Raw genomic sequence first — 25,385 nt, 5'->3', positions numbered from 1 at the left:
GGTCACCGTGGCCGGAAACGCACCGGCAGCGCCGCCAAGCTCTTCCTCCACGGGGACTTCACCCATGCCAACGACGACTCCGGGACCGACAGTTCCAGGTCCGGGAGGTGGTGGCGGATGGTGTCGATCGCCGTGCGGGCGATCAGGCGGGCCGGGTCCTGGGCCGGGCAGGTGTGGGGGCCCGCGCCGAAGGCGAGGTGGGCGCGGTTGCCGATGACGGGGGAGCCGGTCGGAGGGAGGGCTTCCGGGTCCTGGTTGGCGGCGGCGATGCCGAGGAGGAGCATGTCGCCGGCGCCGATGTGGCGTCCGCCGAAGGTGAGGTCGCGGGTGGCGTAGCGGGCCGGGACGTTCTGCGTCGGGGGGTGGCGCCACAGGACCAGGTCGAGGGCGTCGTCGACGGTGAGGTGGCCGCCCGTCAGGGAGGAGCGGAAGGCGGGGTCGCACAGGAGCACGCGCAGGGTGGTGGCGATCCAGTCGACCGTGGTGCCGTTGCCGAGGGTGAACATGACGACCAGGTTGTGCAGCACCTCGTCGGTGGAGAGGGCCACCGGGTGGTGCAGCAGCGCCGAGGTGAGGTCGCAGCCCGGGGTGCGGCGCTTCTCGGCGATGAGGGAGAGCAGGATGGCGTTCATCCGCCTGCTCGCGTTCACCGAGTCCGCGTTCGCGGCGACCACGCCCGTGATCGCGTGCACCAACTGCTGGCCGGTGCGCTCGTCGAGGCCCAGGAGCTGGATGATCACCTGGGACGGCAGCCGGCGGGCGTAGTGCGCCACCAGGTCCGCCTCGCCGCGGGAGGCGAAGGAGGCGATCAGGGCCTCCGCGGTGGCGCGCACGTCACGCCGGAGCTCGTGGCCGTCGATGCGGGAGAGCGCGGCGGAGACCGCGGAGCGCATCCGGCGGTGCAGTTGCCCGTCCGCGTACAGCAGCGCGGGGCGCCACCCCACCGTCGGCATGATCGGGGACTCGGGCGGCACCCGGCCCTCGCGGAACGGGGTCCAGCGGCGCGGGTCGTGGGAGAAGTCCTGCTCGTCGCGGGTGAGCCGGAGCAGTTCGCGATGGCCCAGCACGAGCCATGCGGCGATGCCCGGCGCGATCGTCACCGGCGCGACGGGGCCGTGGGAGCGCCGTAGCTCCTCGTAGAACGCGGGCAGGGCGTCGCCGTCCAGCTCCGGGCCGTACAGCATGGGCGTGACGGCGCGGCGCGCACCACCGGTGCGGGACGCTTCGGTCCGGGACGAGGGGTACGCGTGCGGCGGCGGGTGGTTCACTCGGGGCTCCCACCCGCCGCGCGGTCGTCGATCAGGTGCCGCAGCAGCGCGATCAGCGCCCGTACGGAGGACCGCGCATCGCGCGCGTCACAGTTCACCAGCGGTGTCCCGGGCAGCAGGTCCAGCGCTTCGCGCAGCTCCGCGTCCGGGTAGTCGGGGCTGCCGGGGAAGTGGTTGACCGCCACCGCGAACGGCAGGCCCAGGTCCTCCAGGTTGTCGAGCGCCTCGAAGGAGGACTCCGGGTCCCGCGCGTCGACGAGCGCGAGCGCGCCCAGCGAGCCCTTCGCGAGGTCGCGCCAGGTCGGCAGGAAGCGCTGCTGGCCCGGGGTGCCGAAGAGGTAGAGCGCGAGCACGCCGTTGATCGTGATCCGGCCGAAGTCCAGGCCGACGGTCGTCGTCGCCTTGGAAGGACTGGCCGCGGCGCCGTCGACCGCCGCGCCCGTCTCCGTCAGCTCTTCCTCCGTGGACAGCGGCCTGATCTCGGAGACCGTGCCGATCAGCGTGGTCTTGCCCACCCCGAACGGGCCGACGACCAGGATCTTGGCCGAGCCGGTGACGGTGGGCGCCAGATACTTCGACGAGTACGCGGAGTGCGCCGAGTGCGGGGTGGCGTGCGTGGGGGCGGGGGCGCCCTGCGGGTCGGGCGGCCCGGGTTGTCGCCGCGCCCGGTCCCCGGGGGTCTCCCGGTGACCGGCGTCAAAGACGGCGTTCGAGCCCATCGAGGACCTTTCTCAGCATGGTCACGTCGGTGCGGTCGGCCGGCGGGATGGGGGGACGCACCGCCACCAGGCCCCACTGCACCAGGTCCGAGAGCAGCACCTGGACCACCGACGGCGGTTGGCCGAGGTGTGCGGCCACCTCGGCCACCGACAGCAGCCCCTGGCACTGCCGCAGGATCGTGTGGTGTTCCGGCTGGAGGTACGAGGGGAACGCGGCGTCCGTGGCCACCACCAGGGCCTCCCAGGGCAGCGGCTCGCCGCCGGCACCCGCCCGGCCCCCGGTGATCACGTACGGCCGCACCGCCCGGTGCGTCCGCTCCTCCGGACGGTCCGTCATGACGGGTTGGGCACGGGATCTCTGGGCTGGCTGCTCAGGTGTGCGCCGATTTTCACCACCAGCAGTTGCATCTGCTGGGCCACCATGCCGATGTCCGCGTCCGGGTCGGTGGCCACCCCCAGGTGCGCGCCGACCCCGGCGTGGGTGAACAGCACGAAGCCGTGGTCGGACTCCAGCATCAACTGGCGCACCCCGGCGCCCGCGCCGAACAGCAGGGACGTGGTGGACCGGCTGGTCATGTTCATCGCCGCGCAGGCCGCCGAGAGCGCCTCCGCCTCGCCGATGCTCAGCGCCGGCACCGGACCCGACAGCTTCTTCGCGGAGGCGTGCCCGAGCCGCAGGCCGTCCTCGGAGACGACGACGGCGTGCCGTACGCCGGGGATCTCGATCAACGGCCGGAGCAGCCAGCCGAGATCCGGAAGGGTCGAAAGGGTCCCGGTCACGGTCTGCCTCCACGGAAAGCGTCGGGGTCGGTGGGGTGTGCTTCGGTCAGGGGGACCGGGACGGAGCCCGGGACCCGTTCCCGGGGCTGGGCCCAGGCCGGAGCCTGCGCGCGGACCGCCCGCCCCCGTGCCTGGACCGGCACCTGGGCCTCGGCCTGTGCCTGAGCCCGCGCCTGGATCTGTGCTTGTGCCTGGGCTTGCGCCTGTGCCTGGGGGTGGATCTGCGCGGGGGTGCGGGACCTGGCCTGCGCGTCGGCAACGGACGCCCGCCCCCGGCGCGAGCCGGACACCACGTTGGCGACGGACGTCCGCGCGGCCTCCGGCGTCCACCCGGCCCGGGCCGGCGGCTCCGGCGCGGGCGGGGGCTGCAACGCCTGCTGCGCCGCCGCCTCCAACGCCGCGCCCCGCCTGCTGCGCCGCCGCGGCAACGCCTCCCGCGGAGCGACGGGCGGGCCGCCCACGGGGTGCGCGACGCCCTGTTCCGGCCAGGTGCCGTACGCCTCCGACGCGTACGCATCCGGCACCTGCGCGTGCGCGCCGGGCGCCCGCTCGTCGTACGTCCGTTCCTCGTAGGCCCGTTCCTCGTAGCGCGCGCGGACGCCGCCGCTGACCGCGACGCCACCCCTGACGCCGACGACTCCGGCGCCCGCATCGACCCCGTACCCGGTCGGCCGGGCCTGCGGCAGCACCGCCTCGCCCGCCGACGCGAAGTGCGCGAACGGCTCCGTCAGCAGCCGGTACGGCAGGAAGGCCACGGCGCGCGTGCCGCCGTACGCCGACGCCGTCGACAGCTCCAGGCCGAAGCCCAGCTCCCGCATCCAACGGCCCGCGCACGCCAGCCCCAGCCGCGGCACCGCGCCCAGGTTCGTCAGGTCCAGGCCGTCCCGCAGCCGGGCCGTCGCCAGCTCCAGCACGTCCGGCGCCATGCCGAGGCCCGCGTCGTCGATCTCGACGACGGCCCCGGCGCCCACCTCGCGGATGGTGACCACGACCTGGGTGCGGGAGGGGGAGAACACGGTCGCGTTCTCCAACAGCTCCGCGATCGTGTGCATCAGGCCCTCGACGGCGGACGGCACCACGTACAGCGTCTGACCGCCGTGGATCTCCACCCGGCCGAACTCGACGATCCGCGACTGGGCGCCGCGCACGCAGTCGTACAGCGACACCGGTCGGGTCTCCCGGCGCGCGGGCCAGCTCCCGCACATCACCAGCAGCGTCTGCGCCTTGCGGGTGAGCTGCGCCGCGGCGTGGTCGGCCTTCATGACCCCCGCCATCAGATGGGGGTCCTCGATGGACTGCTCGACGTCGTCGAGGACCTGCTGCTGCACCGTGGCCATCGCGTGCATGTGGCGGGCCACGGTCTCGAAGGCGGCTTCCACCGAGTCGCGCAGGGCCCGCTCGCGGCGGGCGCCCTCGTCCGAGCCCAGCGCGGCGACGACCTCGGCCAACTCCCTCGCGAACTCCTCACCGGTGTCGGCGGCCGGTGAGAGGGGTCCGGGGACGTCGGTCACGTCCTGGCCGGCGCGTTTGCGCGCGACGATGGCCGGGAGGCGGACGGACGCGAGGTGGGTCACCTCGGCCGCGCGCACCTCGCCGGTGCGTAACTGGGCGGCGAACCCCTTGCGTTGCAGATGCAGCAGCCGGGCCAGCAGCAGGGCCCAGGAGAAGGTCAGGACGGCGACGGCGGCGCCGCCGCCCGCGGCTATCCGCCACTGCGCGACGGGGGTGTGGAGACCGGTGAAGACGCCCGCGGCGGCCACGGCGGTGAGGGTGGCGAGCGGCCACCACAGGGGCGTCCTGACCGGGGCGGGGGGCGGTGCGCCGGCCCGCGCGGCGGCTCGGCTCACCATCTGTGCTCCGCTCCGGGGCGCGGCGGCGGCAGCGTGGAGGAGCTGCGGTGCGGCCCCGCCGACAAAGGCGGGAGGGGGCGCGAATGTGACGCGCGAGGTGAATGTGGCGCGCGAGACGAAAGAGAGGGATGGGACGTGAGGTCGTGTGGGAATCGGCGGAGGGTGATCGGGTCGTCGGGGACGACCACGACTTTCGAAACGACGATCACTGAAGACAGAGTCCTTCCCGGACACGTCGGACTCCCGCAGGGGGACGGGAGCGCACCGTAATCCTACGATCAACTGACCGTGTTCGAATATGAGTTGGCGAAGTCGGATCCGCGCCGGCTCGTCGGCTTGGGCGAAGGCCCGGCGCGCGGCCCGAGTAACGTGTTCCCCAAGTCTCCACATCATCGACACAGCCGGGCAGGGACTGCCTATCCTGTCGGCATATGGCCCGGTACCGTCCTGTCCCGGGGAATTCACGGGGAGGACCGGGGGGTCTGCGATGAGCCTTGTACGCACCAGTGACGCGCGGGGCGGAGGGACCGCCGTCCGCGGGGTGCGCGTCCAGCTCGTGCCCCCCGCCGAACTGGGCCGTTCCGAGGTCGAGCGCTGGCGCGCGCTGCGCGCGGCGCACGCCGCCGCCGGCGGGACGGCCAGTCCGTTCATGGAGCCCGAGTTCACCCTCGCCGCCGGACGGGCGCGGCCCGCCGCAAGAGTGGCGGTTCTGTGGAGGGACGGCGAAGCTGTCGGCTTCTTCCCCTTCGAACGCGGACCGCTCGGCCGCGGCCGGGCGATCGGCCTCGGCGTCTCCGACTGCCAGGGCGCGATTCTCGCCCCCGGTGTCGAAACGGAGATCACCGCACGCGAGTTGTTGTCCGCATGCGCGTTGTCGACGTGGGAATTCGACAACCTCGAAGACGGTCAAAACCTTTTCGCGGCAGCGGCCACCGAAGAGTTCGATTCCCCGGTGATGGACCTCGCCGACGGATTCACCGCGTACGAGGACCAGCTCCGCGACCGGTCCCCGAAGTTCTTGAAGTCCACCCGCGCCAAGGAGCGCCGACTGGGCCGGCGCGAGGGCGACCTGCGGTTCGTCTTCGACGAGCGCGACCCCGCGGCGCTGCGCACACTGATGGAGTGGAAGTCCGCGCAGTACCGGCGCACCCACCGCGGCGACCGGTTCGCCACCGACTGGATCGCCGGTCTGGTGCGCGATCTGCACACGGGCCGCGACCCGGACTGCTCCGGGGTGCTGTCCGTGCTGTACGCGGGCGGGCGGCCCGTCTCCGCGCACTTCGGCCTGCGCTCGCGGACCGTCCTCGCCTGCTGGTTCCCGGCGTACGACATCCGGTACGCCCGCTACTCGCCCGGCCTCGTGCTCCATCTGCGGATGGCCGAGGCGGCGGCCGACGCCGGGATCACCACCTTCGACCTGGGGCAGGGCCCGGCCGTGTACAAGGACGCGTTCAAGACCGGTGAGCTGCGGGTCTTCGCGGGCGCCGCGATGCGGCCCGGGCCGGGGGCGGTGGTGTCCTGGCTGAGCCGCGAGCCCTCGCGCATGGCCCACGGGTACGTACGCAACAGGCCCCGGCTCGCCGGCTTCGCCCAGCGGACGCTGGTCCGCGCGGCGAAGGTCCGCGGCCACTGAGCGCGGCCACTGAGCGCGGCCACCGACACCGAGCGGGCCCGACGCCACCTTGAACCGCAGCGCGGAACACGCACGCACCGAGGAAGACGCATCCATGAGCACGCAGCAGTCGAATCCCCCCGCCTCCCCGGGGCGCGGCGCGATACCCACGCCGCTGAGGGTCGCCCAACTCGACCTGGCGGGACCCGACGGGGAGGTCCTGTCCTTCGGACCCGCCCTGCCGCCCGCCGGGCCCGACGACGGCCCTGCGAGCAGTGACGTCTACGCGCTGGTCCGACTGCGGGGCCGCCCGGTCGCCACCGTCGTGTGCCGCGTGCCGCCGGGCAAGTCCGCGGCGGACGTGGTGGCGACGGAAGCCCGCGCGCTGCTGGCCCGTACCGGCGTGCCCGCCGCGGACCCCGCGCCCGCCGCCCCCCCGCCGCGCACCAGCGTCGTCGTCGCCACCCGCGAGCGCGCTGACCAACTCGCCCGCGCGCTGGACTCCCTGCTCGCCCAGGACCACCCGGACTTCGAGGTCGTCGTGGTCGACAACGCGCCCGTCACCAGCGCCACCCGGGACCTGATCGCCGACGCCTACGCCAAGCAGGGCGTGCGCTACGTGCACGAGCCCGTCCCCGGGCTCGCCGTCGCGCACAACCGGGGCGTCGCCGAAGCCGACGGCGAGGTCGTCGCGTTCACCGACGACGACGTCGTGGCCGACCCGCACTGGCTCACCGCGCTCACCCGGCCCTTCGCCGACGACCCCGGTCTCGGCTGCACCACCGGGCTGATCCTGCCCGCCCGGCTCGGCACGCCCGCGCAGATCCTGCTGGAGAGCCACGGCGGCTTCGCGAAGGGCTTCACGCCCACCACGTACGACCCGAACGACCCGCCCGCCGACGAGCCGCTGTTCCCCTTCACCGCGGGCAGCTTCGGCTCCGGCGCGAACATGGCCTTCCGCGCCGCCGCCCTGCGCGCCGCCGGCGGCTTCGACCCGGCGACCGGAACCGGCACGCCCGCCCGCGGCGGCGACGACCTGTACGCCTTCGTGAGCGTGCTGGTCGCCGGCCACCGGCTGCGCTACAGCCCCGAAGCCCTGGTGTGGCACCACCACCGCGAGACCTGGCGGGACCTGGAGAACCAGGCGTACGGATACGGCGCCGGGCTCACCGCGTACCTCACCGCGCTGTTGGTGCGGCGGCCCGCCGTGCTCCCCGCGCTGCTGCGCAAACTGCCGCGCGGACTCGCCCGCGCCCGCACCATCACCGCGCACCGCGACTCGGCCGGCGCGGCCGTGCCCGGCGCGCACGGCGCGCAGGACTACCCGTGGCCGCGCCGACTGTCCCGGCTGGAGCGGCGCGGCATGCTCGCCGGGCCCATCGGATACGTCAGGGCGCGCCGCAAGGTGCGGGGCGTGCGTCTGCCGTGGGAGCCGACGAGGCGTGAGGGGACGTCGTCATGACGGATCGTGAGAGTCCTCGCATGCACGTGCCCGTACTGCTGTACCACGGGGTCACGGACGACCCGCCCGCCTGGATCGCCGAGTTCAGCATCACCCCCAAGGACTTCGCGGCGCACCTCGACGCGATCGTGGCCAGCGGGCGCACCGCGGTGCCGATCAGCACCCTCGTCGCCCATCTGACGCACGGCGCGCCGCTGCCGCCACGACCGGTGGTGATCACCTTCGACGACGGCTTCGCCGACCTGCCGGGCCCCACCGCCGACGCGCTCGCCGAACGGGCCCTGCCGGCCACCGCGTACCTGACGACCGGCGCCATCACCCCCGGCCGGCGCAGCCTGCTGCCGCCCGCGCCGATGATGACGCTCGCCCAGGTCCCCGAGCTGGAGCAGCGCGGCATGGAGATCGGCACCCACACCATCACCCACGCCCAACTGGACACCCTCGGCGCACGCGCCCTGGAACAGGAGCTGCGCGAACCCAAGGAAGTGCTGGAGGACCTGCTCGGCCACGAGGTCGCCCACCTCGCCTATCCGCACGGCTACAACAGCGGACGGGTGCGCCGCGCCGCGCTGCGCGCCGGCTACTCCTCCGCCGTCGCGGTGCGGCACGCGCTCAGCTCCGAGCGGGACGAGTCGTACCGGATCGCCCGGTTGATCGTGCGCCGGACGCACACGGTGGCGGACGTCACGCAGTGGATGGAGGGCCGGGGCGCCCGCACGGCCCCGTTCCGCGACGCGCTCCCCACGGTCGGCTGGCGCGCCTACCGCCGGGCGCGCGCGGCGCTGAAGGGCCCGACCTTCGCGGGCTGACACCCCGCGCGGCGCGTGTCCTGCGGGTGCGGGTGCGGGAGCGGAAGCCCCGCGCCCCGAGAGCCTCTCGCCGTTTCCCTGCGGGAGCGTTGGCTTGTGCGGCCTATCTGTGGCTTGTCGCGCAGTTCCCCGCGCCCCTAAAACCCCGTCCTCCGCGCCGCAGGCACATGACGGGGGCAGCGAATCAGGGGCGCGGGGAACTGCGCGAGAACCACCCACGGGCCGCGGAGGTCAATGCTCCTGCAGGGAAGCGGCGGGTACGCCAGGGGCGCTGGGGGTCCCCCCCATACCCTCTGGGCACAGGGGGCGGAACTGCGCGAACAGCTCAACACCGGGCCGCAGGGACCGGGCGCGCGGGCTACGGCGAGGCGACGGGGCGCGCACTCGCGTAGCCCGGCTCCCAGCCGCGGCCCGCCCCCGTCTGCGACTCCTCCAGGAGCCGGAGCGCCAACGCCTTGCGCTGCTCGTCGGCCTCGGCCGCGTCGCCCGCGTCGAAGGGCGGCTGGGGGTCGTACTCCAGGGCGAGTTGGATCGCCTCCGCCGTGGTGTCGTCGGCGAGCAGGGACGCCAGGTACAGGGACATGTCGAGCCCGGCGGAGACGCCCGCGGCGGTGACGATCCGGCCGGAGCGGACGTAGCGCTCGGGGCGGTACGTCACGTCGAACGTGGCTTCCAGATACGGCGCGGAGGCCCAGTACGTCGTGGCCTGACGGCCGTCGAGCAGGCCGGCCGCCGCGAGCACCAGGCTGCCCGTGCACACCGAGGTCGTGAAGCGGCTGGTGCGGTGGATGCGGCGGATGAAGTCGAGCAGCGCGCGGTCGTTCATGGCGGCGACCGTGCCCCGGTTGCCCGCGCCGGGCACCACCAGCACGTCGAGGCGGTCGACTTCGGACAGGGCCCGCTCCGCCATCACCCGGACGTCGCCGGTGTCGGTGCGCACCGGGCCCCGGCGCGCGGCGACCATCGTCACCTCGGCGCCGGGGAGGCGGGACAGGACCTCGGCCGGGCCCGTCGGGTCCAGCAGGCTGTAGCCGTCGTAGAGCACGATGCCCACGCGCGGGCCCCCGCTCCGCCGCGGCCCGGGGCGCTCGGCGGCCGACGCCTGCGGCGCGGCCACCACGCCGGCCGCGAGCGCGGCCCCGGCGCCCACGGTCGTACGGATCAGGGCCCGCCGGGAGGCCGCCGGACGTGGTGCTGGTGCAGGCGCTGGTGCTGGTGTCGTCGTCATGCCTCCGGAGTCTCACGGCCCGGCGGCGCCTTCACCGCGGGCATGTCCGGCATCCTGCGGATCGTGTCCCCGCTCGTGCCGTACCGGTCGACGAACGCCTGCCGCAGCGTCTGCGCCGACCGGAACCCGCAGCGGCGGGCGACCGCGGCGAGGGAGAGCCGTGAGGTGCGCACCAGGTGCGCCGCGGCCTCCGTCCGCGCGGCCCGCACCGCCCGCGCCGGGGTCGTCCCCGCGTGGGTCGCGAACAGCCGGGTCAGATGGCGGGTGCTCACCCCGGCGCGGGCCGCGAGCGCGCCCGGGCTGAGGTCCGCGGTGAGATGGCCCGCCACGTACGCCATCAGGTCGCCGACCGCGCGGCTGCCGGACGGCGGGGCCGACAGGTACACGCTGATCTGCGCCTGGTCGGCGGGGCGGTGCAGATGGGTCACCAGCTCCCGGGCCACCGCCCGCGCCAGCGAGGCGCCGTGGTCCTCCTCGATCAGCGAGAGCGTGAGGTCCAGGGCGCTGGTGACGCCCGCGGACGTGTAGACGTTCCCGTCCCGGATGTACAGCGGCGCCACGTCGACGGCGACTTCGGGGTGCCGGGCGGCCAGGCCCTCGCCGTACCCCCAGTGCGTGGTCGCCCGGCGGCCGTCCAGCAGACCGGCCGCGGCGAGGACGGACGCACCGGTGCACACGGACGCCACCCGGCGGCTGCGCTCGGCGAGCCGCACCACCTGGGCCACCAGCCGCGGATCGGCCGCGGCCACCTCCGAGCCCGCCCCGCCGACCACCATCAGCGTGTCGAGCCGGCCCGTCACCCCTTCCAGGCGCCGGCCCGCGCCGAGCACGATCCCGGTGGAGCTGCGGACGGCCCGCCGCCCCAGGGTGCCGAGTTCGATGGAGTACGGGGGATCGGCCCCGTACCGGTTGGCGATGTCCAGCGCCCCGCTGGGGCAGGCGATGTCGAGGATCTGGGCGTCGTCGTAGGCGACGACGAGCACCCGTCGGGTCTTCTCCGCGCTCTCCATGCCGTGATGCCATCACGCGGCGCACCCGCCCCGCAGGCCGCGGTCACCACGGGCGCACCTGGTGGAAGAAGGGGTCCGCCACCGCCTTGCGCAGGGCCCGCCACGACGACTCCCGGGCGAGGGAGAGGTCGCAGTACGGGCCGGGGTCGCGCCAGTTCCACTGGAGGGCGGCGTGCACCCCGTCCATCTTCTTCACCACCCGCGGCACTTCCTCGTACCACTCGGCCTGCCGCTGCGGCCGGTCCGGATCGTCCGCGGTGCCGAACTCGGCGAGCATCAGCGGCTTGTCGGCGGAGAGGTTCTGCCGGATCCAGCGGTGCACGTCCTCCTGGGTCTCGGCGAAGCTCTCCCACTCGGTGTCGTGGCAGCGGTAGTAGTTGTAGCGGTCGTAGGCGATCCAGTCGACGTACGCGTCCCCCGGGTACAGCTTCGGGAACAGCTCGTTGTTGCCCGGGTAGCCGGTGATCGTCCACGTCCACACCACGTTGGTGACGCCCAGCTGCCGGAACCGGTCGTGGATGTGGCGCCAGGCGGCGACGAACTGCTCCGGCGTGCCGGCGTCGGGCACCCGCGTGTCCATCTCCAGGTCGAAGGAGAGGAACAGCGGTTTGCCGTACTCCTTGATCCGGCGCGCCTGGACGTCGATCACGGTCGCGTCCAGCGCGCCGGAGGAGATCTGCGTCCAGCGCGGCTGCTGGGCCGCCGTGCCGCCCCACCACTTGCTCTCCCACGACAGCAGCAGCATCCGCTCCTGGCCGACCTCGCGCTCCTGCTCGGTGACGAGTTGGCCCTCCAGCCCGTCGGTGGACATGTCGTGGTACGCGTACACGATGTCCAACTTCCGGCCGATCCGCTGCTCGTACGCGGCGACCTTCTCCACCAGCTCGGGCTTCTCGTGTCGCACGTAGGCGCCGAACCAGGCCCCGCACGGCGGCACCAGGAGGTCCGTCACCCGGCACTCGGGGGAGTCGGCGGGCGGGCGGGAGTCGTCGGAGGGGGCGGCTTCCCGGCCGAGCGCCAGCGCGCCGAGGAGCAGCGCGCCGGCGAGGACCACGGCGTACAGCCCCCGCCGTCTCGTACGGGAACTCGGGTTGGAGTGCTCGGCGGGGGGCGTGCGGTGCGCTGGGTTCTCAGAGGGCACGGCGGGGCCGGAGGGCACGGAGGTTCAGCCTCCTTCGGTCACCCCTTGCGGGGCGGTGGTGCGGTGGGGTTCTCGTAGCGATGCTTCCCCGCGGGGAGCTGGGGACAGCACGCGGCGGCCACGGTCACCCCCAGGAGGAGGACCAACAGGCCCGTACCGCTCAGCGACTTGACGGCGATCAGCCCGGTCGCGCCGAGCACGGCGAGGCTGACGCTGAGGAAGACCGCGAGCAGTGCCGCCTCCAGCCGGTCGGAGTCCCGGCCGAAGTGCGGGTCCCAGTCCTCGACCGGGCCGACCGCGGGGTGCCGGCCCAGACGCGGCGCACAGACCCGCAGCAGGGCCGCGCCGGGGCCGACGAGCAGGAAGAGCACGACGGGCAGCCAGCGCAGCGGGTTCCCGTCGGGCAGGAGGGTCGCGAGGAGCGCGACGGCGCCGGCGGCCGGCGGGGCCCAACGCAGCACGAGCGCCCGGCGGGAGCGGGACTGCCCGGCCTGGGCGGCGCGGACGGCGGACCGGAGCCGGTCGACCTGCGGCTGCTGCGGGGCCGATGCCGGCCGGGGGTGCTGCTCGGATCTCATGACGTCCTCCCCGCGGAGCTCTTCAGCCGGTAGACGACGCCGGCCTCGTTGCTCGCCACCTTCTCGAACAGCGGCGAGGCCGCCACGTCCTTCTCGATGTCGGCCATCTGCTCTCCGGTGAGCAGTCCGTTCATCTCCGAGTTCGCCACCTGGCCGCGGGTGTAGAGGAAGTACGCCTCGCCCGGCGGCTCCACCGCCGACATGTCGCTGGCGAGGGTCTTCGCCGGGGCCGCCACGATCTCGTCGACGTGGACCTTCGAGTCGTCCAGGAACCAGTAGTGGTCCACGTCCCAGTAACGGTCGTACGCGGCCGGGTAGTTGCGGTGCGGCGCGACGACCAGGGAGCCCTCGGGCGCGGTGCTCAGCAGGTCCTTGACCAGCTCCACCTCGTCGGGCGGGAAGTAGCTGAGCCGGTCCTTGCCCGAGTAGCTGGGGACGAACAGGACGGTGAGCACGGTCAGGGCGAGGGCGGGGGCGACGCCGTAGCGGAAGCCGGTCGCGAGCCGCGGCCAACGGTCGGTCGCAGTCGAAGCCGTTGCGGGCTTCGGTTCCGTGGCCTTCGGGAGCAGCGCCGCCGCGGCGAAGAAGCTCAGGAACGGCAGCATGAACATCAGCACCCGGAAGACCATCTCGCTGCCGTAGCCGTTGGCCACCGCCAGCAGCGGCGGCACCGCGGCGAGCAGCAGCAGCGGCCGGGCCCGCAGGCGCAGCGCCTTCCCGCCGCGCAGCAACCCGACCGCGGCGAGCAGCACCACCAGCGCCGACAGGAGCCGCGCAGACCAGGACGCGAACAGCGCGCCCGTACCGGTGGGCACCGCGCCGTAGCCGCGCTCCAGATTGCTCCCCAGGTCACCGAAGGTCTTGATCATGTCCGGCACGGCTTCCCTGAGGTACGGCAGCGAAGCCGTCAGGTTCCAGGCGGCGAAGACCAGGGCGAGGACGATCGGCAGCGTCCAGTCCCGGTAGCGCCCCATCAGACACAGCGCGGCCAGGCTCACCACCAGCATCACGGGGGTGAGCTGGTGGGAGACGACGATCGCGGCGATCAGCGGTATCAGCAGCGCCGTCCACACCACCTGCCGGGCCCGCCTGCCCGGCGTCGGCGCCTCGGCGCGGCGCAGCGCCACCGCGAGCACGCCCAGATAGAGCACGAACGCCGTCGACTGCGGCGAGAAGTAGTCCTGACCGACCCAGTTCGCGGCGAAGAAGATCCACACCGCGGTCCAGATCAGCCGGCGGTCCTGGGTGAAGGTGCGGAAGAGCAGCAGCAGCGGAAGGAGCAGCAGCAGGCTGGAGAGCAGCGGCCACCAGGCCATGAACGCCAGCGCGTTCTCCGCCCCGGTCAGCTCCACCAGCGCCGCCTGCGCCGCGAAGAACCCGGGCCACTGGTCGTACACGGCCATGTCGCCCAGCTCGGCGCCGCGCTGGAGCCGACCGGCGTCGATCAGGTGCTCGATGACGGCGTCGTGCTTCCACGCCCAGGCGTACAGCGGGTTCGGATACACGACGGCCTGGGTGGCGCGCTCCATCACCAACAGGCCGACGGTGTACGCCAGCGGCCACCAGTGGCTGCGCCGCGGGTCGCGGGCGCAGTGCCAGAACCCGGCCGTCAGCACGGCGAGACCGAGCCAGAAGACCACCGGCAGTTCGGCGGTGAGACCGAAGTCCGTGAGGTCGGAGACGTCGGTGGTGGCGACGGCGACGGCCCACAGCACCAGCGCGAGCGCCAGCGGGGCGACCAGGGCGACGAGCGTCTTCCGGTCGGGCCCGGCGGCGCGACGGGCGGCGCGCGGCCCGGGCGCGCCGCCGTCGCCGGGCGCGGCGGCACCGGCGCGGGCGGCGCGCAGACCCGAGACGTCGAGGCCCATCGTGGGCCGGTCCGTGCCGGTGGCCGCCGGGTCCCGGTCGGGCCGACCGGGCGGCGGCACGGGTCTGCCGGAATCGGTGGCTGGTCGTCGCACGGATCACCTCGGGTGGCTCAGGTCGTTCAGATCACTCGGATCGTTCAGATGGTTCGGTTCGTGCAGGTCATGCAAGTCGTGCAGATGGTTCGGGTCGGCCGCTTGCGTTGAGGGCGTGTCTTATGGATCTTGCTGGGCTCGCGTGCCCTGGCACCGCGCCTCGCCGCGTTCTCGTCGGTCACCTACGCTCCGCGTAGCCTCCCTCCTCCGCCTTGCGATCCACGGCACCAAACCACGCTCCCTCACCCAGCCTGATCCATAAGACACGCCCTAGGGGGCCTTCGGCGCCTTCGTTCGAGGTTTGGCCCGGGCCCCGCGCGGCGGGCGGCGCTGGAACAGGACCAGCCCCAGCGCCACGGCCGTCAGGGCGAGCTGGAGCGGCAGTGCGACGGGCGCCAGCGGTCGTTGCAGGGCCCAGCCCAGGACCACGAGCACCCACACCGCCCCCCACCGGGCCGGCGCCGGCAGCCCCAGCGTCCGGGCGATCGCCGACACCGCCAGCAGCGCGAGCAGTTGGCACGCGGTCGGCAGCCAGCGCAGCAGCCCGTCCGCGCTCTCCCAGCCGGCCGCCGACGCGAGGAAGCGCGCCAGCGTCCCGTACCACGCGCCCTCCACCGGCTCCGGCTCCCAGCCGAGCACGGCCGGCGCGGTGTGCAGCGCGGCGAACGTGACCAGCATCCCGGCCGCGAGCAGCGCGGTGCGCGGACGCAGCAGCGACAGCGCGGCGCTCTGCACCACGATCAGCAGCACCACCGCCGTCACCGTCACCGGCGGCAGCGCCTTCAGCAGTTCCTTGCCGGACAGCGCGTCCTGCGCGAGGTCGGGCGCGGACAGCAGCGGCCCCCAGAACAGGGCCACCGCCAGCCCCAGCAGCCCCCACAGCGCGAGCGCGATCCGCCGCTCCACCACCTCGCCCGCGGTCGCCGCGACGGCCTGCGGCTCCGGCTGCCGCTCGGGCGGCACGAAGACGGGGATGCCGTACGCCGGCGTCGCCGTGTCGTGCCCGCTCCACACGTACGCGGGCGCGGGGCTGGTGTACTCCTGCTCGTGCCGGGCGAGCCGCTCCCGCCGCTCGGCCGCCCTGCGGGCCCGGTCCGCGTCGCGCGCGGTCTCCTGCTTCGTCCGCCGGGCCGTCAGCCGCGCCCACAGCCTCGACGGCTGGGGGTCCCGACCGGCGAGCGCGGCCCGCAGCCCCGGCGCGGACGCCAGCGCCATCACCGTCATCGACAGCACCATCGCCCAGCCCGCGCCGGAGATCCCGGTCGGGCCCAACAACAGCGCCGCACTGCCCAGCACCAGGGCGCACATGGCGCTCTGCACCACGGCGAGCGCACCCGTGCGCCCCTGCACCCGCAGCACCGCGAGGTACAGCTCCACCGCGACGCGCGGCAGCGCCGCGGCGGCCAGCAGCCGCAGCACGGTGGTGCCGTTCTCCGCGTACGCGGCGCCGAACGGCGCGAGGATCAGCGGGGCGAACAGCACCAGCACCAGCACCACCGGCACGAGCAGCAGCGTCATCCGCCGCAGCGCCCCGCGCACCCCGGCGGCCAGGGTCTCCGGGCTGTGGGAGGCGTGCGCGGTCAGCGAGGCGGCCATGTTGATGGCCATGACCTCCATCGTCGCGCCGACGGTGTACGCGATGTAGAAGTAGCCGTTGTCGGCGGCGTCGAAGCGGACGGCGACCATCACCGGCAGCAGGTTGACCATCGCCAGCGTGAACAGCGAGCCCACCGAGTCACCGGCGAGGAACCGCACGATCTCCCGCAGCCGCGGCGGCTCGCGGTCCCGGTCGGCCGCGGCCTGTTGGGGGATCAGCCGGCGGAAGACGAGCCAGCCGAGCGGCAGTACGGAGAGCGCGATCGCCGCCGCCCAGGACACGAAGACGCCCAGCACCGGCAGCGCGGTCGCGAAGGCGGCCAGCAGCAGGAGCTTGGCGATCGAGAAGACCGCATTGCCCACGGGCACCCAGAACGCCCGCCGCAGCCCGGTCAGCACCCCGTCCTGGAGGGTCAGCAGCGCCCAACTGACGCAGGCGGTCACGAAGCACACCCCGGGCCAGAAGCCGGCGAGCGGTTCGTACGACTCGCCCCACAGCGGCAGGGTGAACAGGAAGCCGATCGAGACGACCGTGACCACCACGGAGCTGGTGAGGTACGTGCGCCACACCAGCGGCCCGGTGCGGCGGCCGGCCCGCGGCACGTACCGCACCACGGCGCCCGTCATCGTCGTCGCGGTGACGGAGGCCAGCAGGCGCATCGCGGCGATCGCGGCCGAGCCCTCGCCGACCGCCTCCTGGGTGTAGTAGCGGGCGGCGACCAGCCAATAGCCGAGGCCGAGCGCGGCGGAGACGCCCGTGGAGAGCATCAGCGCGTACGCGTTGCGGAAGAGCGAGTCCCCGGAGTCGGAGCCCGCGCCCTCCTGGCCGTCCCCGTCGCCGGCCGGTTCGCGCTCCGGGCGCCCCGCGGCGGCGGACGGGGGCAGGGCACGCAGTCGGGTGGTGTCGACGTCAGACACGGGGCTCGCCGTGGGGGTACGCCCGCAGCTGCACGGTCTCGTCGACCGCGGGTGCGCCCGCCGGGCCCGTACGCCGTCGCGTCCGGCCGGTCGTGAACGGCGGCGCCGGCGCCACCGCGCCCTTCTCCAGCACGGCGAGGATCCGTTCGGCCTTGAGCGGGTCGGCGGGCAGCGCGTGCCGGGCGAAGTAGCGGGCGGCGTCCGGCGACGGCGAGGCGTCGGTGAACCACTCGCCGGCGTAGTCGTCGAGCGGGGGGTCGTAGAGGTAGCCGGTAGGGATCCGGTGCTCGTCCAGCAGCGCGATCGCCGCGTCCCGGTCGGCGACCAGCAACGGCACCCGGAACAGCGGCTGCACGGGACCGGGGCGGCGCACCGCCCAGCGGGACGCCAGCAGCTTCGCGGTGCCGGCGCGGTGCGCGGCGAGGCGGTCGTCGAGTCGGGCGACCATGCGCTCGGTCCGCCGCAGCCGCAGCCCGCCGGGCCGCATGCGGTAGTCGTGCATGTCCACCCGGATCCAGGAGTCGAAGTCGGCGAGTGCGCTCGGGTAGCCCGCGGTCGGCATCGTCCGCCGCAACTCGTCGATCCGCAGCGGCTGGCGGATGTCGGTCCGGTCCACGAGCCCCAGCAGGCGCACCGCGGCGCGCGCCGCCGCGGTCAACCGCAGTCCCCGAACGCCCGCCTCAGCATAAGGGCGGATGCCGTACGTCAGTTCTGACAGCAGATTTCCGGGTGCGAGCAGTTCGTCCCTGGCCCGCTCGAAGGCGGGGCGCAGCGCGGGGTCGGCGAGGGCGAGGACGCCGCCCGTCCCGGCGTCGGGCAGCTTGGAGAGGCTGAAGACGGACGCCTCGCCGAAGGTGCCGACGAGCCGTCCCTCGATCTCGCTGCCGAGCGCGTGCGCCCCGTCCTCGATCAGCGGGATGCCCAGGAGGTGGCAGCGGGAGCGCAGTTCGGGGGCGGGGTCGGGGTTCCCGTACAGATTGACCGTCAGGACCGCGGACAGCCCGTGCCAGACGGACTCGGGCACGGCGGCGACGTCGATGGAGCCGTCCTCGGGGCGCAGCGGCGCCTGCACCGGTCGCAGCCCGGCCGCGAGCACGACGAAGAAGATGACGTCGTCGTTGACCGGCGACATCAGCACCCGTCCGCCCGGGCGGCACCAGTGGCGCAGCGCCAGGTACATCGCGAGCCGACACGACGGCACGTAAAGACACTCCCGGCCCAGCCGTTCGCGCATCAGCCCTTCGATCGCTGCGTACGCGGACGTCGACCGGCCTTCCCCAAGGCCCATTGCGTCCCCCCAGAAAACCCCGCCCCCAAATGTGGACCTCAGCGGACTCCGTCGTCAATCACGGCACAGGGCCCACCCCCTCGGGGGGTGGGCCCTGTGCGGAGTCGTCGGGACGCCGGTCTCACTCCTCCAGCGTCAGCCCTTTTCGCAGCCTGACGAGGGTGCGGGAGAGCAGCCGGGAGACGTGCATCTGGGAGATGCCCAGCTCCTCGCCGATCTCCGACTGGGTCATGTTGGCGACGAAGCGGAGGGAGAGGATCTTGCGGTCCCGCGGCTGGAGGCCGGCGATCAGCGGCTTCAGGGACTCCACGTACTCGATGCCTTCGAGGCCGTGGTCCTCGTAGCCGAGGCGGTCGGCGAGGGCGCCCTCGCTGTCGTCCTCCTCGTGCTGGGCGTCCAGCGAACTCGCGGTGTACGCGTTGCTCGCGGCCATGCCCTCGATGACCTCGTCGCGGGAGAGGCCGAGGTGCTCCGCCAACTCGCCGACCGTGGGGGAGCGGTCCAGGCGCTGGGCGAGCTCGTCACCGGCCTTCGCGAGGTCGAGCCGCAACTCCTGGAGGCGGCGCGGCACGCGCACGGACCAACTGGTGTCGCGGAAGAAGCGCTTGATCTCGCCGATGATCGTCGGCATGGCGAAGGTCGGGAACTCGACGCCGCGGCTGAGTTCGAACCGGTCGATCGCCTTGATGAGGCCGATGGTGCCGACCTGGATGATGTCCTCCATCGGCTCGCTGCGGGAGCGGAAGCGGGAGGCGGCGAACTTGACCAGGGCGAGGTTGAGCTCGACGAGGGTGTTGCGTACGTACGCGTACTCGTGCGTGCCCTCCTCCAGCTCCTGGAGCCGGGCGAAGAGGGTCTTCGACAGGGCGCGCGCGTCCAGCGGCGCCACCTCGTCGAAGGGGATCTCGGGAAGGTCGAGGTCCGCGAGGGGGTCGTGCGTCTCGGGGTCGGTCCCGAGGGGGGTCTGGGGGGGTGCCTGCAGTGCCTGTGCCGACGGCGCGGTGGTGGGGGTGCGCGATTCGTCGAGCCGGGGTGACATGGATCTCCTCCGTCGTTCTCGGCATATGGCTGCCGATGCCCATACGTGAGCTCTGGGGGTGAGCGGCGCCTCCAAGCCGGTCGTGGGGAAGGTCCCGTTGCGGTTCCCTACAAGCCCTACCCGCTTCTCGCGATCGAATGCAAATGCCAATTACGCTATATGTCCGTTTTATTGGGTTTCTTCAGGGGTGGTCGCATGGCCGGGGAGCAGGGAAAGGGCGTAATGTTCGAGGCAAACCACGGCGCGAAGGGACGTGCATGGACGGCGGGACCGCCGCAGGCAGCGTGAACCAGGGCCGCCTTCGGGTCGACGTCAGGACCGAGGGCCGCAGTGCAGTGCTGAAACCGGCGGGTGAGCTCGACCACCACACGGCCGCCCTGCTGCAGACGCCCCTCGACGCAGCCCTCGCCGACGGCCGCTCGCGGCTCGTCATCGACTGCTCCCAACTGGACTTCTGCGACTCCACGGGCCTCAACGTGCTGCTCACCGCCCGGCTGAAAGCCGAGGCCGCCGGCGGCGGGGTCCACCTGGCGGAGACGCAGCCCGTGGTGGCCCGGGTCCTGGAGATCACCGGAGCGGGCGCCGTCTTCACCATGCACGAGACCGTGCAGGCGGCCCTCGACGGCTGAGCCGACGGCCCAGCACCCCCGGGGCGGATCCGCAGCGGATTCCGCTCACGGCGAGGGTGAGTGTTGTCACTGCCGCATGGGGCAGGAGAGTTTCCACAGGTCCCGCGCGGAGCGTTGGGCGTCGGGCACTCTGAGTACGGACCCGCGGGCGAGCCCGAGCAGATCCGGACGTGTGAAAAGCGACTGCGTGAGCAGGACTCCATATATGCGGGACACATATGTCACGCACAGGCGATCTGGTGATTCGGTGAGGTGAAGCGCTGATGAGCACCACCCGGCCGCAGCCGGGCGACCTCGGTCGTGAGCCGAGCGACGCCCGTGGCAACGGCACCTCGGCCGTGCCGCGCACCCCCGGGAGTGCCCGGCCGCCGGTGCGCTGCCTGCCGCTGGCCAGCGCCAGCGGCATCGTGCCGCTCGCCCGGGACTTCACTCGCCAGGCGCTGTACGACTGGGGCTGGCTGCCGGCCGCGACCGCGGACCGCAGGGCCGCGGCGGAGGACGTCCTGCTGGTCGTCTCCGAGCTGGTGACGAACGCCTGCCTGCACGCGGAGGGCCCGGACGAACTCCGCGTCGGCTGCGACGGCAAGGTGCTGCGCCTGGAGGTCACCGACCACGGAGCCGGCCAGCCGGCCCCGCGCACTCCCCACCGCGCGGGCCGCCCCGGCGGGCACGGCATGTTCATCGTCCAGCGCCTGTGCCTGGACTGGGGGGTCCAGCGGACCCCCGGCGCCCCCGGCAAAACGGTCTGGGCGGAACTGGCGGCGCCGTCCTGACGGCCCGCCCCTTCCCAGCGCGTGCGGCCGGCTGACGGCGGAGCCGCTGTACCCCCGCGGGCGCGTTGAGTTCGCTCGCGCAGTTCCCCGCACCCCTGTTTCGCTGGCCCCGTCACTTGTCTGCGGGCTAGGGGCAGGGGTTTTAGGGGCGCGGGGAACTGCGCGACAAGCCCACCACGGTTCGCGGGGGAGAACGCACCCGGAGGGAAACGGCGGGGATCGGGGGCGCTGGGGGTCCCCCCACGCCCTCTGGGCGTAGGGGGCGGAACTGCGCGAACAACCCACCACCGGGCCGCAGAGGTCAACGCGCCCGCAGGGAGGGCGCGGGCATCCCGGGCGTCAACAAGGCGTGCGCATTGTCTTCCTTCCCCATCGCCCCCGGCGTACCTTGGCCGCCGATCTGATGTGCCGTCAGTAAAACGTAAGGGGAGCTCTGAGGTGACCTACCAGAAGCGGACAGCTCTCGCACTCGCGGCGGCAACGGCCGCAGTGACCGCGGCGACCCCGGTGCTCCTGCTCACCGCCCCCGCCGCCCACGCCGCCGTCGTCGACGTCAACTACCAGTGCCAGACGCCCATCGGCCCCAAGGGCGCCGTCTCGCCCGTCGACATCAAGGCCGTCAAGAGCGGCAGCGGCTACGACGTGACGATGTCCTTCGAGAAGGGCGTCTCGTCCAGCCCCATCGAGCTCGGCAAGGGCGCGATGAACCCCAGCGCGAAGATCAAGCTGGGCGGCGCCGACTCGGGCGAGGTCGCGGTCGTGGGCAAGCCGAACGACGCGGCCGTACCCGCGAACACCCCGATCAAGATCGGCAAGCTCACCGGCAAGTACGCCCCGAAGAAGAACGGCAAGGTGACCTTCACCGCCGGGGTGCTGACCATCAAGGCGCTCGGCACGACCACGACGTGCACGCCGTCCAACAAACCGGGGCCCTCGCTGGAGCTGGACGTCACGGGCGCGGCCGGCTCCGGCGGGACCGGTGGTTCCGGCGGTTCCGGATCCGACAGCGGCGGCACCACCGGCGGCAACGGCACGGGCGGCACCACCGGTGGCAGCTCCGCCGACGGCGCCGCCGAACTCCCCAAGACCGGCCCCCTGGACTCCGCCGTCGCCCTCGCCACCCTCGGCGGCACCGTCGTGCTCACCGGAGCCGCCGGAGTCCTCTGGCTCACCCGCCGCGGCGCCCGACGCACCGCGGGCTGAACGTGCCGGCCCGCCTGCGCACCGCCCTGGTGGGCCTGGTGGTGCTGCTCGCCACCGCACCCTCGCCCGGCCCGGCCCTCGCGGCGCCCGGCGAACGGCCCGGCTGGAGCGTGCGGCCCGCGCCGGGCGACGGCAGCCGGCCGTACGCGTACGCGGAGGGCGCGCCCGGAGCCGTACTGGAAGACCGGATCACGGTGACCAACCCGGGCGCTGCGCCGCTGACCGTACGACTACGGCCCGCGGACGAGCCCGCGGACGAGCCCGCGCCGGGCCCGGAGAAGGGCCCCGCGAAGGGCGCCGCGAAGGGCGTCGGCCGGTGGATCGCGCTCGCCGCGCCCACCGTGACCGTCCCGCCCCGCACCCGCGCCGACGTGCCGTACACCCTCACCGTGCCCGCCGACGCCGCCCCCGGCGACCACCGCGCCGCGGTCCTGGCGACGGTCGCGCATCGCGCCGAGGGGCGCCCGGCGCGGGAGACGGCCGTACGGATCAGGCTCCGGGTCACCGGGCCCGCGCTCGCCGCGCTCACCGTCGAGGGCCTCACCGCCGAGGGCGCCACCCTCCGCTACACCCTGGTCAACCGGGGCAACACGGTCCTCGAACCACGGGTCGTCCTCACCGCGGACGCCCTGCTGGGCACCGGCTTCCGGCGCGCCGCGCGGGGCGTGCCCGCCGAGCTGCGGCCCGGCCAGCGCGTCGCCGTCAGCGAGGCCTGGCGCGACCCACCGGCACTCGACCGGGTCGACGTGCGCGTCAGCGCGACGGCCGCGGGGGACGCGCGCGCCGCCGCGGCCGTCACCGTGACCTTCGTCCCCTGGGGCCGGCTCGCGGGCGCCGTACTCCTCGCCGCGGTGCTCGTCCTCCTCGTCCGCCTCGGGGCCCGCCGCCGTAGCCGTGCCGGCCCCGCCCCGTCCCCGCTCCGGCCCGACACCGAACGGCACTTGACGAGGGCAGGCACATGACGAAGCACCAGCCCGGCACACTCCGCAGCGCGGCGCCTTCGCGGACGTACTCCGTACTGCTCCTCGCCCTCCTTCTGGTCCTGCTGCCACCCCCCACCGCCGGCGCGGCCGAGGAGGGGCCGAAGGTCGCCCTGGACCGACAACAGGCCGCCAAGGGCGGGAAGGTCACCGTCAGCGGCAGCGGCTGGCCGCAGCGGACCCTGCTCATGCTGCTGCTCTGCGGGGAGAACATGCTCGGCGGCACGAACTCCTGCGCCAACGCGCAGGGGCGCGCCGTCACCACGGACGACCGGGGCGCCTTCCGCAAGGAGCTGCCCGTGGTCGCACCGCCCAAGCCGTGCCCCTGCGTGGTGCACGTCGCGACGGTCACCGGCGGGCCGACCACCGCGGACGCCCCGTTCGCCGTCACCGGCCACCCCACCGCGCCGCTGCCCGCCCCCACCGGCACGGGCAAGCTGGCCGTCCTCGCCACGACCCGCCTCGAAGGGGACTCCGGCGTCCTCGTCTTCTTCGGCGCCGCGCCCGCCCGCCGGCTGGTCTTCACCGTCGGCAACCTCGGCACGACCCCCGTCAAGGACCCCGTCTTCCAGGTCGGCACCGCGCACGGCGTGTACGCGCCGCAGTGGGACGAACGGCAGTGGCGCGGCACCATCGCGCCGGGCCAGAAGGCGAAGGTGACGCTGCCCGTCGAACTCTCCGCGGGCGCCCACGGGGACTACGAGGTCTCCGTCAGGTACGGCGGGAAGGTCATCGCGACCCAGCCGTGGGGCGTGGGCCGGCCGTGGGGCGTCACGGTCTTCTGGGTGCTGCTCGCGGTCGTCGTCCCGGCGGCGCTGTTCCGCGTCGGCATGGCGGTGGTGGACCGGGTCCGGCCGGCCCGGCCGGCCCGCGCGTCCGCCGCCCCCTCCGAGGCACCGCCCCGGGCCCCGTCCGAGATCGCCGCCACGGCTTCGCTGCCGTGGTTCACCCCCGACTCCGCACCGGCTGAGAACCGACCCACGACGAAGGGACCACCGTGAGGACGCAACGGAGGCTGGGCGCGGCCGGGATCGCGCTGCTGCTCGGCGGCGCGGGGATCTGGCTCGCCGCCGCACCCGCGCAGGCCGCGGAGGTGGCGTACGCGACGGAGTGCATCCCGCCGCCGATCTCCGGGTTGCCGCCCGTGCAGGGCACCACCAAGGCGCTGATCACCGCGCCCGCCGAAGCGAAGGTCGGCGACGAGGTCGAGGTCGTCTGGAAGACGGTCCAGGCGGCGTCGAAGAACCCGGACGTGCTCGACCTGGACAAGGACACCGTCAAGCCCACCGGCACCGTCAAACTCGGCGGCGCGGCCACCGGCACGCTGACGGTGGAGGGCCCCCGGCAGAACCCGGCGATCCCGAAGAACAGCCCGATGCTGCTCTCGGACATGAAGGGCAAGCTGAAGCTGGAGAAGGCGGGCGAGATCACGCTGACGCCGGACAAGTACGCGATCAACGTCTCCAAGCCGATCTCGACGGACACCAAGTGCGCGCCGAAGGAGGCGGTGCAGGTCGCGACGAAGATCAAGGTGACGGCGGGTGGTGGCGGCACGACGGGCGGCGGTACGACCGGCGGCGCGGCTGCCGGTGGCGCTGCGGCCGGTGGCAGCTCGGGCGGCAACGGCGGGCAGACCGACTTCCCCGGCAGGACCGTCGAGACGACGTACGGCTGTACGTCCCCCGGCCCCGCCAGCATCAAGGCGCCCATCACGATCAACGCGAAGAAGGACGGCGGCAGCTACGCCCTCACGGTCAAGACCGGCGAATCGGTGATGAACAGCCCCGCACCGCTGCCGGCCGGCGCGATGAAGGGCTCCATGAGCATCGCCCTCGGCGGCGCGGACAAGGGCGCGGTGACCGTCGTCGGCCAACCGAACAAGGACCCCATCGAGGCGGGCAAGCCCGTCGGCATCGGCGAGCTGAAGGGCACGTACAAGCCCGGCGCGACGGGCAAGTCCACGCTCAGCCCCGGCAAGCTGACGATCGACGTCAACCTCGGCGGCCAGAAGATCGTGATCCCGTGCGAGGTGAAGGGCGCGGTGGGGGTGTCCCTGGAGCTGACGACGGCGGCGCAGCAGGGCGGAGCGTCCGGCGGTGCTGCGTCCGGCGGTGCTGCGGGTGGCTCGTCCGGCGGCGGTACGAACGGCGGCCTCGCGGACACGGGCGCGGACGATTCGGGCTCCCTGCCCGCGCTGGCCCTGGCAGCCGGCACGGTGCTCCTCCTGGGCGCAGCGATCTTCGCCCTCACCCCGTGGACCCGCCTCCGGCGCCGCCGCTGACGCCTGCGGCTTGTCACGCAGCTCCGCCCCCTAGGGAGTGGGGGGACACCAGCGCTCCCAAACCCCGCCGTTTCCCCTCGGGTGCGTTTCCCTCTGCGGGTTCGCGCAGTTCCCCGCGCCCCTGATTCGCTGCCCCGTCGCTTGTCTGCGGGCTGTGGCAGGGGTTCAGGGGCGCTGGGGGTACCACCACGCCTTCTGGGCTTGATCCTTAACATCGGGCTTGATTTCGTTCGGTTAGTGTCGCGGGGCGTTTGACGGTT

22 protein-coding genes are annotated in these 25,385 nt (G+C 73.7%); 9 read left to right on the top strand and 13 right to left on the bottom strand.

Annotation, left to right across the window (positions count from 1 at the left end; translation table 11 throughout):
* Nucleotides 1-2: 2 nt before the first annotated feature.
* From AB0E05_RS29370 to AB0E05_RS29350, 5 genes are all read right to left on the bottom strand, one after another.
* A complete protein-coding gene (locus AB0E05_RS29370; protein ID WP_361969097.1) occupies nt 3-1,184 on the bottom strand; it encodes a cytochrome P450 in 1,182 nt (393 codons plus the stop codon).
* 80 nt (nt 1,185-1,264) lie between these two features.
* On the bottom strand, nt 1,265-1,987 hold the full coding sequence (locus AB0E05_RS29365; protein ID WP_361968928.1) for an ATP/GTP-binding protein: 723 nt from the start codon (nt 1,985-1,987) through the stop codon (nt 1,265-1,267).
* Nucleotides 1,965-2,324: a DUF742 domain-containing protein gene (locus AB0E05_RS29360; RefSeq protein WP_361968926.1), complete on the bottom strand. Its 360-nt coding sequence runs from the start codon at nt 2,322-2,324 to the stop codon at nt 1,965-1,967. The genes AB0E05_RS29365 and AB0E05_RS29360 overlap by 23 nt, the downstream gene beginning before the upstream one ends.
* On the bottom strand, nt 2,321-2,767 hold the full coding sequence (locus AB0E05_RS29355) for a roadblock/LC7 domain-containing protein (protein ID WP_361968924.1): 447 nt from the start codon (nt 2,765-2,767) through the stop codon (nt 2,321-2,323). Before AB0E05_RS29355 ends, AB0E05_RS29360 begins: the two co-directional genes overlap by 4 nt.
* On the bottom strand, nt 2,764-4,617 hold the full coding sequence (locus AB0E05_RS29350; protein WP_361968922.1) for an ATP-binding protein: 1,854 nt from the start codon (nt 4,615-4,617) through the stop codon (nt 2,764-2,766). The genes AB0E05_RS29355 and AB0E05_RS29350 overlap by 4 nt, the downstream gene beginning before the upstream one ends.
* A gap of 487 nt (nt 4,618-5,104) precedes the next feature.
* On the opposite strand from AB0E05_RS29350, the gene AB0E05_RS29345 reads away from it, so the two are divergent.
* The 3 genes from AB0E05_RS29345 (at nt 5,105) to AB0E05_RS29335 (ending at nt 8,500) form a co-directional block, all read left to right on the top strand.
* Nucleotides 5,105-6,250 carry a GNAT family N-acetyltransferase gene (locus AB0E05_RS29345; protein ID WP_361968920.1) on the top strand — a complete coding sequence of 382 codons (1,146 nt, stop codon included), beginning with the start codon at nt 5,105-5,107 and terminating at the stop codon, nt 6,248-6,250.
* Nucleotides 6,251-6,344: 94 nt separating this feature from the next.
* Nucleotides 6,345-7,691, top strand: coding sequence for a glycosyltransferase (locus AB0E05_RS29340; RefSeq protein WP_361968918.1), 1,347 nt, complete (start codon nt 6,345-6,347; stop codon nt 7,689-7,691).
* A 20-nt stretch (nt 7,692-7,711) separates the two neighbouring features.
* On the top strand, nt 7,712-8,500 hold the full coding sequence (locus AB0E05_RS29335) for a polysaccharide deacetylase family protein (RefSeq protein ID WP_361968916.1): 789 nt from the start codon (nt 7,712-7,714) through the stop codon (nt 8,498-8,500).
* 358 nt (nt 8,501-8,858) lie between these two features.
* Here AB0E05_RS29335 and AB0E05_RS29330 read toward each other — a convergent pair whose 3' ends face one another.
* From AB0E05_RS29330 to AB0E05_RS29295, 8 genes are all read right to left on the bottom strand, one after another.
* Nucleotides 8,859-9,728, bottom strand: a complete 870-nt coding sequence (locus tag AB0E05_RS29330; RefSeq protein WP_361968914.1) for a DJ-1/PfpI family protein — start codon at nt 9,726-9,728, stop codon at nt 8,859-8,861.
* Nucleotides 9,725-10,738 carry a DJ-1/PfpI family protein gene (locus AB0E05_RS29325; protein ID WP_361968912.1) on the bottom strand — a complete coding sequence of 338 codons (1,014 nt, stop codon included), beginning with the start codon at nt 10,736-10,738 and terminating at the stop codon, nt 9,725-9,727. Before AB0E05_RS29325 ends, AB0E05_RS29330 begins: the two co-directional genes overlap by 4 nt.
* 43 nt (nt 10,739-10,781) lie before the next feature.
* Nucleotides 10,782-11,897 (bottom strand): glycosyl hydrolase, encoded by a 1,116-nt coding sequence (locus tag AB0E05_RS29320; RefSeq protein ID WP_361968910.1) that lies wholly within the window; start codon nt 11,895-11,897, stop codon nt 10,782-10,784.
* A gap of 20 nt (nt 11,898-11,917) precedes the next feature.
* Entirely contained in the window at nt 11,918-12,457 is a 540-nt protein-coding gene (locus AB0E05_RS29315) for a hypothetical protein (protein WP_361968908.1), read from the bottom strand.
* Entirely contained in the window at nt 12,454-14,418 is a 1,965-nt protein-coding gene (locus AB0E05_RS29310) for a glycosyltransferase (protein ID WP_361968906.1), read from the bottom strand. Before AB0E05_RS29310 ends, AB0E05_RS29315 begins: the two co-directional genes overlap by 4 nt.
* Before the next feature lie 270 nt (nt 14,419-14,688).
* Nucleotides 14,689-16,932: an oligosaccharide flippase family protein gene (locus AB0E05_RS29305; RefSeq protein ID WP_361968904.1), complete on the bottom strand. Its 2,244-nt coding sequence runs from the start codon at nt 16,930-16,932 to the stop codon at nt 14,689-14,691.
* Nucleotides 16,925-18,166, bottom strand: a complete 1,242-nt coding sequence (locus tag AB0E05_RS29300; protein ID WP_361969095.1) for a DegT/DnrJ/EryC1/StrS family aminotransferase — start codon at nt 18,164-18,166, stop codon at nt 16,925-16,927. Before AB0E05_RS29300 ends, AB0E05_RS29305 begins: the two co-directional genes overlap by 8 nt.
* Before the next feature lie 175 nt (nt 18,167-18,341).
* Nucleotides 18,342-19,259: an RNA polymerase sigma factor SigF gene (locus tag AB0E05_RS29295; protein ID WP_361968902.1), complete on the bottom strand. Its 918-nt coding sequence runs from the start codon at nt 19,257-19,259 to the stop codon at nt 18,342-18,344.
* Between the two features lie 257 nt (nt 19,260-19,516).
* Between AB0E05_RS29295 and AB0E05_RS29290 the strand changes: the two genes are divergently transcribed.
* From AB0E05_RS29290 to AB0E05_RS29265, 6 genes are all read left to right on the top strand, one after another.
* A complete protein-coding gene (locus tag AB0E05_RS29290) occupies nt 19,517-19,888 on the top strand; it encodes an STAS domain-containing protein (RefSeq protein WP_361968900.1) in 372 nt (123 codons plus the stop codon).
* 263 nt (nt 19,889-20,151) lie between these two features.
* A complete protein-coding gene (locus AB0E05_RS29285) occupies nt 20,152-20,661 on the top strand; it encodes an ATP-binding protein (protein WP_361968898.1) in 510 nt (169 codons plus the stop codon).
* 438 nt (nt 20,662-21,099) lie between these two features.
* Nucleotides 21,100-21,864, top strand: coding sequence for a peptidase (locus tag AB0E05_RS29280; protein ID WP_361968896.1), 765 nt, complete (start codon nt 21,100-21,102; stop codon nt 21,862-21,864).
* A gap of 2 nt (nt 21,865-21,866) precedes the next feature.
* Entirely contained in the window at nt 21,867-22,826 is a 960-nt protein-coding gene (locus AB0E05_RS29275) for a hypothetical protein (RefSeq protein WP_361968894.1), read from the top strand.
* Nucleotides 22,823-23,845, top strand: coding sequence for a hypothetical protein (locus AB0E05_RS29270; RefSeq protein WP_361968892.1), 1,023 nt, complete (start codon nt 22,823-22,825; stop codon nt 23,843-23,845). Before AB0E05_RS29275 ends, AB0E05_RS29270 begins: the two co-directional genes overlap by 4 nt.
* Entirely contained in the window at nt 23,842-25,125 is a 1,284-nt protein-coding gene (locus tag AB0E05_RS29265; protein ID WP_361968890.1) for a hypothetical protein, read from the top strand. The genes AB0E05_RS29270 and AB0E05_RS29265 overlap by 4 nt, the downstream gene beginning before the upstream one ends.
* The last annotated feature ends 260 nt before the right edge of the window (nt 25,126-25,385 follow it).

Source organism: Streptomyces sp. NPDC048057, from assembly GCF_040653095.1.
GTDB lineage: Bacteria > Actinomycetota > Actinomycetes > Streptomycetales > Streptomycetaceae > Streptomyces.
This window is presented reverse-complemented; position numbering and strand designations above follow the sequence as displayed.

Coding starts and splice junctions, on each gene's coding strand:
- AB0E05_RS29365 (WP_361968928.1), bottom strand. CDS start 1,987: ATGGGCTCGAACGCCGTCTTTGACGCCGGTCACCGGGAGACCCCCGGG.
- AB0E05_RS29335 (WP_361968916.1), top strand. CDS start 7,712: ATGCACGTGCCCGTACTGCTGTACCACGGGGTCACGGACGACCCGCCC.
- AB0E05_RS29315 (WP_361968908.1), bottom strand. CDS start 12,457: ATGAGATCCGAGCAGCACCCCCGGCCGGCATCGGCCCCGCAGCAGCCG.
- AB0E05_RS29330 (WP_361968914.1), bottom strand. CDS start 9,728: ATGACGACGACACCAGCACCAGCGCCTGCACCAGCACCACGTCCGGCG.
- AB0E05_RS29285 (WP_361968898.1), top strand. CDS start 20,152: ATGAGCACCACCCGGCCGCAGCCGGGCGACCTCGGTCGTGAGCCGAGC.
- AB0E05_RS29360 (WP_361968926.1), bottom strand. CDS start 2,324: ATGACGGACCGTCCGGAGGAGCGGACGCACCGGGCGGTGCGGCCGTAC.
- AB0E05_RS29340 (WP_361968918.1), top strand. CDS start 6,345: ATGAGCACGCAGCAGTCGAATCCCCCCGCCTCCCCGGGGCGCGGCGCG.
- AB0E05_RS29290 (WP_361968900.1), top strand. CDS start 19,517: ATGGACGGCGGGACCGCCGCAGGCAGCGTGAACCAGGGCCGCCTTCGG.
- AB0E05_RS29270 (WP_361968892.1), top strand. CDS start 22,823: ATGACGAAGCACCAGCCCGGCACACTCCGCAGCGCGGCGCCTTCGCGG.
- AB0E05_RS29325 (WP_361968912.1), bottom strand. CDS start 10,738: ATGGAGAGCGCGGAGAAGACCCGACGGGTGCTCGTCGTCGCCTACGAC.
- AB0E05_RS29345 (WP_361968920.1), top strand. CDS start 5,105: ATGAGCCTTGTACGCACCAGTGACGCGCGGGGCGGAGGGACCGCCGTC.
- AB0E05_RS29300 (WP_361969095.1), bottom strand. CDS start 18,166: ATGCGCGAACGGCTGGGCCGGGAGTGTCTTTACGTGCCGTCGTGTCGG.
- AB0E05_RS29350 (WP_361968922.1), bottom strand. CDS start 4,617: ATGGTGAGCCGAGCCGCCGCGCGGGCCGGCGCACCGCCCCCCGCCCCG.
- AB0E05_RS29295 (WP_361968902.1), bottom strand. CDS start 19,259: ATGTCACCCCGGCTCGACGAATCGCGCACCCCCACCACCGCGCCGTCG.
- AB0E05_RS29370 (WP_361969097.1), bottom strand. CDS start 1,184: ATGCTGTACGGCCCGGAGCTGGACGGCGACGCCCTGCCCGCGTTCTAC.